This window comes from Streptomyces sp. TRM68367, from assembly GCF_014495685.1.
Taxonomy (GTDB): Bacteria; Actinomycetota; Actinomycetes; order Streptomycetales; family Streptomycetaceae; genus Streptomyces.
Window position 1 is genome coordinate 1 of the sequence record NZ_JACTVI010000242.1, and the last position, 2,398, is coordinate 2,398.

The window sequence follows — 2,398 nt, forward strand, 5'->3', positions numbered from 1 at the left end:
CGACCCCAGCGACCTCGCCAGCTACGTCATGCACGCGACATCCCAGGCCGCCGAGCACGACACGCCCCACTAATTCATCGACAGGCCCTGTCACCGGACTCTCAGAGGGCGTTTAGTGAGGTTCAGTAGGGATGTGTCACCTTTGAGGCCAGCGGCTTTCATAACGCTTCACCCTGTAGGAGCGCATTCGTGCACTCCGAGGTGCTGATCGGACCGCCCGTTTAGTTCGCACATGCCGCTCGAATTCCGTCTGGTTTAGCAATGGGATGGAAGCTCCCTACTGGTAGGGAGCTTCCAGGCATTTCAGGCCATGCGTGTTGGTAATAAAACCAGGCAAAGCATGTTGAAACTGTCGGCGCGAATCAACATCAAACGCCCACTCAGGCGTTGAGGATCCAACGGCTCCACGAGCTGCACGAGTCGCCGACGCACGCCTTGACCCGCACCCGACTGCCCACGCCGCCGTGGGCGTTCTTGCTGCTGTACTCGTACATCTCCTTGTTGCAGGACCCCTGGGTGCCGGAACCGCCCGACCACGTGCACTTTCCGTTGCGGTAGAGCCCCCAGTTCCCATTGCTGTCACGGAGCTCGTTCTGCCACTCGGTGGTGGCGGAGGCGCCGTCTTTAAATTCGTCGCCGGCGAAAAGGACATCACCGTACGGCTTGAAGCAGGCACGGGCGGTGGTCCAGAGGTCGTCCTTGACCACGCAGTAGTAGTCGTTGACCGACGTCGTGTCCTTCACCGCGGTGTCGTACTCCATCGTGGCGGCGGCTGCCGGGTTGCTCATCGCCAGAACGAGCATGCCTGTGGCGGCCATGCCCAATACGGTTCTTATCGCGCCGCGCATGCGGACGCCTCCCGTCGGGTCGAAGCTGACTGAACTCCAACCCTGGGGTACGCAGCGCCTCGGCGGTACCTAGAACGTTTCAGGGTGCCCTGAGTGGACGTTAAGTCCGATCTCCCTCGGTTCGTGATCGCTCGATCGTGGTACTGATCGTCGTGCGGGCCGCCCGTTGGACATGTCCATGTTGAGATGCTGGGCGTGAAGAGAGAGCCGTACCCCAGCGACTTATCGGACGAGCAGTGGGCGTTGATCGAACCGATGCTCACGGCCTGGAAGCAGGACCGGGTGGCCCGGTCGGCGACCGGAGATCCCGGATCCTGTGACCTGAGGGAGGTCGTGAACGCGATCTTCTATCAGAACCGGACGGGCTGCCAGTGGCGCTATCTGCCCCACGACTTCCCGACCTGGTCGGCGGTGTTCTACTACTTCGGCCTGTGGCGCGAGGACGGGCTTGACAAGCGCATCCAGGAGCTCCTGCGCTGCCAAGTACGCGAGAAGGCCCGACGATTAGAGGACCCGTCCCTCGTGATCATCGACACCCAATCCGTGCGCGCCGCCGCGGGTGTCCCGAAGACCACGACGGGACTGGACGCCAGCAAGAAGGTCTCGGGCCGCAAGCGGGGACTGGCCGTCGACGTTCTGGGGCTGGTCATCGGCGTCGTGGTGCTGGCCGCCTCCGCTCACGACAACACCGCCGGCACCGCCCTGCTCGACCAGGCCACCGAGCGGTGCGGCAATCGACTAGAGAAGGCCCTGGTGGACCAGGGCTTCAAGGACCAAGTCGTCATTCACGGCGCCCTGTTGGACATCGACGTCGAGGTTGTCCGCCGCAACCCCGAAGACCAGGGCAAAGGCTTCGTCCCGCAGCCGAAAAGGTGGATCGTGGAGCAGGTCAACGGCACGTTGATGCTGCATCGGCGCCTGGCCCGCGAATACGACCACCGAACCGACACCTCCGCCTCACGCGTCTACTGGGCATCGATCGCGAACATGGCCCGTCGCCTCACCACACCGAGTCCGGCCTGGCGCGACACCCTCGAGCTGGCCGCGTGAACATCACCGAACTCCTCGCCCGGCTCCAGGCCCAGCATGACGAGACCATGGCTCGGGTCGGTGAACTCCGCGACCAGATCGAGCACTTGACCACCGCCCTGGCCGAGACGAGGCGCGGCTCGCGGACCTGGCCACCACTCGGAAGGTCATCGGTGAACTCGCCCCGGCTGGAGACGAACCCGAAGCACCGGAGACGAGCACCGCCTACCAGGCCATTGTGAACGCCTTCAACGAGCACCCTGAGCGGGAGTTCCGGGCCCGTGAGCTGCACGAGCTCCTCGACATGCCCACCGACGAGGCATCGGTCAACGTCACCCGTGCTCGCCTCGGACGCCTCACCCGCCAAGGCTTCCTCACCCAACCCGGACGAGGCCGCTACCAGAAACGGACTTAACGTCCACTCAGTCCCTGGCCGGGGCCTGTCGATGAATTAGTGGGTTTCTTGCGGTAGTTGGGCTCGTTGATGCGGTATGGGTCGCTTCGATGAGTTGATCGGTTCG

General features: G+C 63.6%; 3 protein-coding genes. 2 read left to right on the forward strand and 1 reads right to left on the reverse strand.

Annotation, left to right across the window (positions count from 1 at the left end; translation table 11 throughout):
* Positions 1 to 380 precede the first annotated feature (380 nt).
* Positions 381 to 818: a hypothetical protein gene (locus H8R17_RS45170; RefSeq protein ID WP_187828948.1), complete on the reverse strand. Its 438-nt coding sequence runs from the start codon at positions 816 to 818 to the stop codon at positions 381 to 383.
* A gap of 216 nt (positions 819 to 1,034) precedes the next feature.
* Between H8R17_RS45170 and H8R17_RS45175 the strand changes: the two genes are divergently transcribed.
* The gene (locus H8R17_RS45175) at positions 1,035 to 1,898 is read left to right on the forward strand and encodes an IS5 family transposase (protein ID WP_187828949.1); all 864 of its coding nucleotides are present in this window, start codon (positions 1,035 to 1,037) and stop codon (positions 1,896 to 1,898) included.
* 217 nt (positions 1,899 to 2,115) lie between these two features.
* Positions 2,116 to 2,292 carry a hypothetical protein gene (locus H8R17_RS48450; protein ID WP_262506057.1) on the forward strand — a complete coding sequence of 59 codons (177 nt, stop codon included), beginning with the start codon at positions 2,116 to 2,118 and terminating at the stop codon, positions 2,290 to 2,292.
* The last annotated feature ends 106 nt before the right edge of the window (positions 2,293 to 2,398 follow it).

What these genes read in the sequence shown, in the direction of transcription:
- H8R17_RS45170 (WP_187828948.1), bottom strand. Translation starts at nt 818, where the DNA reads ATGGCCGCCACAGGCATGCTCGTTCTGGCGATGAGCAACCCGGCAGCC.
- H8R17_RS45175 (WP_187828949.1), top strand. Translation starts at nt 1,035, where the DNA reads ATGCTGGGCGTGAAGAGAGAGCCGTACCCCAGCGACTTATCGGACGAG.